General features: G+C 62.8%; 7 protein-coding genes. 6 read left to right on the top strand and 1 reads right to left on the bottom strand.

Annotated features, from left to right (window positions below):
* The coding region (locus tag VMA74_RS13280; protein WP_325367699.1) for a 30S ribosomal protein S2 at nucleotides 1–128 on the bottom strand (128 nt) is incomplete at its 3' end.
* A gap of 311 nt (nucleotides 129–439) precedes the next feature.
* Here VMA74_RS13280 and map point away from each other — a divergent pair.
* The 6 genes from map to VMA74_RS13250 form a co-directional block, all read left to right on the top strand.
* Nucleotides 440–1,204, top strand: a complete 765-nt coding sequence (gene map / locus VMA74_RS13275) for a type I methionyl aminopeptidase (RefSeq protein ID WP_325367697.1) — start codon at nucleotides 440–442, stop codon at nucleotides 1,202–1,204.
* Between the two features lie 97 nt (nucleotides 1,205–1,301).
* On the top strand, nucleotides 1,302–3,950 hold the full coding sequence (gene glnD / locus VMA74_RS13270; RefSeq protein ID WP_325367695.1) for a [protein-PII] uridylyltransferase: 2,649 nt from the start codon (nucleotides 1,302–1,304) through the stop codon (nucleotides 3,948–3,950).
* A 126-nt stretch (nucleotides 3,951–4,076) separates the two neighbouring features.
* Nucleotides 4,077–4,571, top strand: a complete 495-nt coding sequence (locus tag VMA74_RS13265) for a PepSY domain-containing protein (protein ID WP_325367694.1) — start codon at nucleotides 4,077–4,079, stop codon at nucleotides 4,569–4,571.
* Nucleotides 4,572–4,832: 261 nt separating this feature from the next.
* A complete protein-coding gene (gene dapD, locus VMA74_RS13260; RefSeq protein WP_325367692.1) occupies nucleotides 4,833–5,660 on the top strand; it encodes a 2,3,4,5-tetrahydropyridine-2,6-dicarboxylate N-succinyltransferase in 828 nt (275 codons plus the stop codon).
* Nucleotides 5,660–6,025 carry an arsenate reductase gene (locus tag VMA74_RS13255; RefSeq protein WP_325367690.1) on the top strand — a complete coding sequence of 122 codons (366 nt, stop codon included), beginning with the start codon at nucleotides 5,660–5,662 and terminating at the stop codon, nucleotides 6,023–6,025. The genes dapD and VMA74_RS13255 overlap by 1 nt, the downstream gene beginning before the upstream one ends.
* 3 nt (nucleotides 6,026–6,028) lie before the next feature.
* Nucleotides 6,029–6,362 (top strand): M20/M25/M40 family metallo-hydrolase (locus tag VMA74_RS13250; protein ID WP_325367688.1); only part of this gene is annotated, 334 nt, incomplete at its 3' end.

The raw sequence follows: 6,362 nt of genomic DNA, 5'->3' as shown, positions 1-6,362 counted from the left end.
AGGTTGATGATGTGGATCTTGCCGCGGGCGCCAAAGATGTACGGGGCCATCTTCGGGTTCCAGTAGCGGGTCTGGTGACCGAAATGCACGCCAGCTTCCAGCATCTGACGCATGGTGACTTGAGCCATGGTGTTACTCCTGCAGTGGGCCTTTTTGAGCGGCCCGGGGGGTTGGGACCTCCACGTATCCCCGGCTTCGACCGTAGCGCCCGTGGCTTGGAGAAGGGCGGCTACAGCACCCCGAAGACGGTGCCGATACGTGTGTGGCATTGGTTGGGGTTGTACCGCAGCACGGTTACAATCCCCGCTTCGCTTTGCGCCGTGCGGGCCACCAGTGGCCGGAAGCGGTCTGCAAAACCCGGAAATTGTAGCCGGGGCCACCGCTTCGCGGCAAGTTGGGCTGGTTTTTGGCCGGCTTGCCGCCACATTCACTGAAGACTATGGCTATTACCCTCAAATCCGCCGAAGACCTTGCAGGCATGCGCGTGGCTGGCCAGTTGGCGGCTGAAGTGCTGGCCATGCTCAAGGAGCACGTCAAGCCTGGGGTCACCACCGAGGACCTGGACCGGCTCGCCTACGAGCACATCGTGAATGTGCAGAAGGCGATCCCAGCCAATGTGGGTTACCACGGGTTTCCCAAGACGCTGTGCACCTCGGTCAACCACGTGATCTGCCATGGTATCCCCAGCCCCGGCAAGGTGCTGAAGGATGGCGACATCATCAATCTGGACGTCACCGTCATCAAGGATGGCTGGCATGGCGACACCAGCCGCATGTACTACGTGGGCACGCCCGCGGTGCTGGCCAAGCGCCTGGTGGAGACCACCTATGAGGCGATGATGCGCGGCATCCAGGCGGTGCGCCCGGGGGCCACCCTGGGCGATGTGGGTCATGCCATCCAGAAGCATGCCGAGAGTGCCGGTTTCTCGGTGGTGCGCGAGTATTGCGGCCACGGCATCGGCAAGGTCTACCATGACGAACCCCAGGTGCTGCACTACGGCAAGAGCGGCACGGGCGTGGTGCTGCAGAAAGGCATGACCTTCACGGTCGAGCCGATGATCAACGCCGGCAAGCCGCAGACCAAGCAGTTGCCGGACGGCTGGACAGTGGTCACCAAGGATCACTCGCTGTCGGCGCAGTGGGAGCACACCATTGCGGTGACCGACGATGGTTTTGAGATCCTCACGCCCTGGCCGGATGCCTGATCGGTGCAGCTTGGGGTGCAACCCCAACATCGCCATGCCCATCTAGACGATGATGTTGGGGTATGCACCCCAACCTACGCGCCAGGCAAGTTTCCGGATGACTTCGTCCGCTGTTTCCCTCCCGCCCTTACCTCGCCTACCTGTCGCAGTCCCGCGCTCCGGTGTTTCCACCGAAGCACGCATTGCGCTACGTCAACTCGTCGGTGACCTTGACCGGGCCATTGCGCTCGCTTTCCGCGACGGTGCCGATGCTACGGCGCTCGCTCGGCGGCGCGGCGAGTCGGTCACGCGCATCGTGGCCCACGTATGGATGGCCTGCCTGGGCGAGGTAAGCGACGCGGCGCTGTTTGCGATCGGCGGTTTCGGGCGCGGCCTGTTGTTTCCTTATTCGGATATTGATCTGCTGGTCCTGGTCCAGCGCGCCGATACGTCACGCCTGCGCGCGCTGGAACAATGCTTCGCGACGTTCTGGGATATCGGCCTCAAAGTCGGCCACGCGGTGCGCGATCCCGAGCAGTGCAAAACACTGGCCGCGGCGGACGTCAGCGTGTTCACCAGCCTGCTCGATGGCCGCCGCCTGGCTGGCGATCCCGCGCTCGACGCAAGCCTGCGCGCCATCGTCGAAGCGCCAGACATGTGGCCGCCACGGGCCTATCTGCAAGCGCGCCTGGCCGAGCGCAACATACGCCACGCACGTTTCGACGATACCGCCTACAACCTCGAGCCCAACATCAAGGATGGCCCGGGCGGATTGCGTACGCTGGATTCGCTGCGCTGGCTCGGCAAGCGCCTGGCGCATGCACCGGACTTTCCCGACATGGTCACCGAAGGCCTGCTCGATCCGGCCGAATGCGACACCCTGCTGCATGCCGAAGCCACACTGCGGCGTTACCGCTTCGCCCTGCATCTGGAAGCAGGGCGGCCGGAAGAACGCCTGCTGTTCGATTACCAGCGCGCGCTGGCCGCACGCCTTGGCTTCGAAGACGAGCACGAGAAAAACCTCGGCGTCGAGCAATTCATGCAGGGCTACTACCGCGCCGCCAGCCAGGTGGAACGCCTGGGGATGCAGATCGCCGAACGTTTCGTGGAAATGCTGGAGCCGCCGAGCGAACCGCAAGCCGTAGGCGAGGATTTCATTCGCTACGGTGTCCGCATAGCCGTGCGCGATCCCGACCTGTTCACGCATCGCCCTGCAGCGCTGGTGGACATTTTCATCGCGCGGCTGGATCAGAAAGGGGTGATCGGCTTTACCGCCGACACCATGCGCCGCGTCCACCAGGCCACGGCGGCGACGGGCACGCAATTGGCGGATGATCCACACGTACTTGCTTCCTTCCTGCAATTGCTGCGGCATGGCGCGCCAGCCGTCGATGCGCTTTGGCGCATGAATCGCCACGGTCTGCTGGCAGCGATCCTACCTGCCTTCGGCAAGGTATTTGGCCGCATGCAGTACGACTTGTTCCACGTCTACACGGTGGATGAGCACACGCTGCGTGTGCTGCGCAACGTCGCGCGTTTCGCCGATCCCGCGACGCAAGCCGAATTTCCGCTTGCATGCGAGGTATGGTCGACGCTACCCAAGCCCGAAGTACTGCTGCTGGCCGCGCTGTTTCACGATATTGCCAAGGGGCGCGGCGGCGATCATTCGGTGCTGGGCGAAGAGGATGCGCGCATTTTCTGCAAGAAATTGGGTATGCCGGACGAGGATATCGAACGCGTCGCGTGGCTGGTGCGCTGGCACCTGCTGATGAGCACCACCGCGCAGCGCCAGGACATCACTGACCCCGATGTGGTGCACCGGTTTGCCGAAATCGTCGGTGGGCGCGAACGGCTGGGGCAGCTTTATCTGCTCACGATTGCTGACATCATCGGCACCAGTCCGCGTTTGTGGAACGCCTGGAAGGACCGCCTGCTTGCAGACCTCTATACGGCTACACGCTATGCCTTGCGCCGCGATGCCAAGCCGTCGTCCGGCGCCGCCGCACGTGCGCAGGCATGCCGTGAGCAGGCCATGGCCATGCTGATGGCGGACGGCAACGATCAGGCCGCGGTTGCACAACTCTGGGACAGTTTCCCGATGGTGAGCTTCTTGCGCCATCGGCCGGAACAAATTGCCTGGCAAACGTCGCAGATTCTGCATGGGCAGGACAAGCTGCCGCTGATCGCGGTGAACCCGTTGTCGGTGCGCGGCGGTACCGAACTATTCGTGTATGCGCCCGACCGCGATGGCCTGTTCGCGAATGTCACCGCCATGCTTGATCGCCTGCATTTCTCGGTGATGGAGGCCCGCGTGCTCAGCTCGCCGGATGGCAAGGCGATGGACACGTTCCTGTTGCTGGAAGCGGAAACCCAAAAGCCGGCGAGTCATGAGCGTGCGGAAGAACTGCAGCAGCGCTTGCATCGTGCTTTGTCGCAATCGGCGCCGATCATGCCGCCACGCCGCAGCATGTCGCGGCATCTGAAGCACTTCCAGATGACCCCGCGCATCGACTTCAAGCAGTCGGATGGCCGTACGCAGATGGCACTGGTCTGCAGCGACCGCCCCGGCTTGCTCGCCGCCGTCACGCAAGTGATGATGGCGTGCGAAGTGCGCGTGCATGACGCCCGCATCGCCACCTTCGGCGAGCGCGTGGAGGACTTCTTCCAGCTGACCGACCGCCGCAATGCGCCGCTGAGCGAGACACAGCAACAACGTTTGTGGCAGGCTTTACGGGAGCGGATCGGACCACAGAGCCTCTCCGTATAGCCCAGGCACATACCCAGTGGCTATGCCGGCTCGCAGGGGATGATTTCCCGCGAGGCCGCAGCGGCGGCCTGTCATTTCCCTTTTTCTCCGTTTTGGCCCAGATCTGCCAGACAAGGCTGTGCAACCATGTCCGCATCCCATTCCTTTTTGAAGCTCGCCCGTCACATTCACCTTTACGTCGGCGTGTTCATCGCACCCGCCGTGCTGTTCTTCGCCTTCACGGGCGGCTTGCAGGTTTTTGGCCTGCATGAGACCTCGCGCGGCAGCGATTACAGGCCGCCAGCGTGGCTGGCGATCGCCGCGCAGTTGCACAAGAAACAAATCGACGTGTTGCCCGTACGCAAGCCGCGTCCGATGGAAGCGGAGAACCGTCAACCTGCACCCGGCGCGCCGGCGCCTGCACAGGCGGCAAACACGGTGGCGCCGCAGCCATCCAAGCCTGAGGCGCCGACGCGGCATCCGCTGCCGCTGAAGATTTTTTCCGCCTTTGTGTCGTTCGGCCTGTTCGTATCGACCTTGCTTGGCCTTTACATGGCGTATCGCTATACGCGCAAGCATGTGTTGATCAGTTTGTTGCTCATAGGCGGAACGGTGTTGCCTATCGTGCTGGCGCTTATCTGAGCTTGGGATGCTCTGATTTAATCCACCGCAGGCCGCAGCGGCCCTGTGAGTCCGCATAGCTTCGGTCCATCGTCTCGACAGACAGACAGCCAGTCTGCCTTCGCCGATGGCCCTGTGCTCTGCGAACTCACAGGGCCGCTGCGACCTACGCTGAATTAATCAGAGCATCCCTTGCTTCCTGCCGGGAGAAAATAGGTCATTTTGGGAAGGGCGGCTTGTGGGGTATCTTCCCATCGATCCACTTCACGAGTTCCCTTTCCCATGCAGTCCATCGAAAGCCTGATCAACGACGCCTTCGAGCGTCGTAACGACCTTACCCAGAGCGAAATCGAAACCCATCTGCGTCCCGCGCTGATCCAGGTCATGGATTTGCTCGAATCGGGTGAACAGCGCGTCGCCGCGCCTGACGGTCAGGGTGGCTGGGTGGTCAATCAGTGGTTGAAGAAGGCGGTGTTGCTGTATTTTCGACTTCACGGCAATCGCGTGGTGGATGGCGGTGCGGCGCAGGCGTTCGACAAGGTTCCGTTGCGCTTTGCGCACGGTAATGACGCGGAACTGGAAAACCTCGGCGCGCGCGTGGTGCCCGGCGCGCTGGTGCGCCGCGGTGCGCACATCGCCAAGGATGCGGTGCTGATGCCCAGTTACGTGAACATCGGCGCCTATGTGGGCGCGGGCACCATGGTCGACACCTGGGCCACGGTCGGCTCCTGCGCGCAGATCGGCGCCGGCGTGCATCTGTCCGGCGGTGTCGGCATCGGCGGCGTGCTGGAACCGCTGCAGGCCAATCCCACTATCATCGAAGACAACTGCTTCATCGGTGCGCGTTCCGAAGTGGTGGAAGGTGTCGTCGTGGAGCGTGGCAGCGTGATCGGCATGGGTGTGTTCCTCGGTCAGTCCACGCGCATCTACAACCGCGCCACCGGTGAAGTCAGCTACGGTCGCGTGCCTGCGGGCAGCGTGGTGGTGGCCGGCAGTCTGCCGGCGAAAGATGGCAGCCACAGCTTGTACGCGGCCATCATCGTCAAGCAGGTCGACGAAAAGACGCGCAGCAAGACCGGTATCAACGAACTGCTGCGGAGCGGGGAGTAATGAGCCAGCCCACGGTCACGCTCTACGGCCTTCCCAACTGCGACACCTGCAAGAAGGCACGCAACTGGCTCACGCGCTTCGACGTGGCGCATGAGTTCGTCGACTACCGCACCCATCCGGTGCCGCCGGCAAGCTTGAAGGCATGGGCGCAGCAGCTTGGCGGCTGGGAAAAGCTGGTCAACAAATCCGGCACCACTTGGCGCAACCTGCTGCCGCAGCGTAAGAATCCCGGTTCTGATCCGGAGTGGACCTTGCTGCTGAAAGAGTATCCCGCGCTTGTTCGTCGCCCTGTCGTCGTGCAGCCCGATGGTGCGGTGAGCGTAGGATTCACCGACAACGGTTTCAAAAAGCTGTTTGGACACTGAGCCATGTCTGAGGTATTCGATCTCGCCGTCGATCTTATCCGCCGCCGCTCGATCACACCGGAGGATGCCGGCTGCCTGCCGGAAATCGGTGCGCGCCTGGCGCGTCTCGGTTTCCGCATCGAACATCTGCGCTACGGCGAGGTGGATAACTTTTGGGCCACGCATGGCGCGAACAATGTGCCTGGGCAGGGGCCGCTGCTGGCTTTTCTTGGTCACACCGACGTGGTGCCCAGTGGGCCGGAAGACACCTGGCAGAGTCCACCGTTCGAGCCGACGGTGCGCGATGGCCGTCTGTATGGTCGTGGCGCAGCGGACATGAAAGGCGCGGTGGCGGCGA

The sequence above is a fragment of the Dyella sp. genome (assembly GCF_035508675.1).
Lineage (GTDB): Bacteria > Pseudomonadota > Gammaproteobacteria > Xanthomonadales > Rhodanobacteraceae > Dyella_B.
Note: the sequence above shows the minus strand (reverse complement) of the source record. Positions and strands in the feature narration are given on the sequence as shown.